Origin of the sequence: Pontitalea aquivivens, from assembly GCF_046507575.1 — a bacterium.
Classification (GTDB): domain Bacteria; phylum Pseudomonadota; class Alphaproteobacteria; order Rhodobacterales; family Rhodobacteraceae; genus Pontitalea; species Pontitalea aquivivens.
This window is the reverse complement of record NZ_JBKFEY010000129.1, coordinates 1-410: the sequence shown is the minus strand read 5'-3', so window position 1 is coordinate 410 and position 410 is coordinate 1. Positions and strand designations below refer to the sequence as shown.

The following is a 410-nucleotide window of genomic DNA, read 5'->3' as shown; positions in this document are numbered from 1 at the left end:
ACCGGGTGAGTCATCCTGCCGCAGTCGGGGCCTGCACCCGGCGCGCAACTGTCCGGCGCCAATCCAGGCCTTCGAACAGGGCTTCCGCCTGCGCCCGAGACACCCGCATCATCCCATCCTGAACCTTCGGCCAGGCGAAGCTGCCCTGTTCCAACACCTTGTAGATCAGCACCATCCCGGTGCCGTCCCAGACCAGGATCTTCAACCTGTCCCCGCGCTTCGAGCGGAACACCACCGTCACCCCGGAATGCGGATCAAGCTTCAGCTCGGTCTGCACCATCAACGCCAGCGCCTGATGCCCACACCGGAAATCCACCGGCCGCGTTGCGATCAGGATCGGCAGCCGCTGCCCCGCGACGATCACGACGCCACCCGCAGTGCCTGCACCAGCGCCGCCGCGCGTTCCACCG

Annotated in this window: 1 protein-coding gene; it reads right to left on the bottom strand. The window is 67.1% G+C overall.

Annotation, left to right across the window (positions count from 1 at the left end; translation table 11 throughout):
- Positions 1-10: 10 nt before the first annotated feature.
- On the bottom strand, positions 11-410 hold a 400-nt coding region (gene tnpB / locus ACK8OU_RS20480; protein WP_410305167.1), incomplete at its 5' end, for an IS66 family insertion sequence element accessory protein TnpB.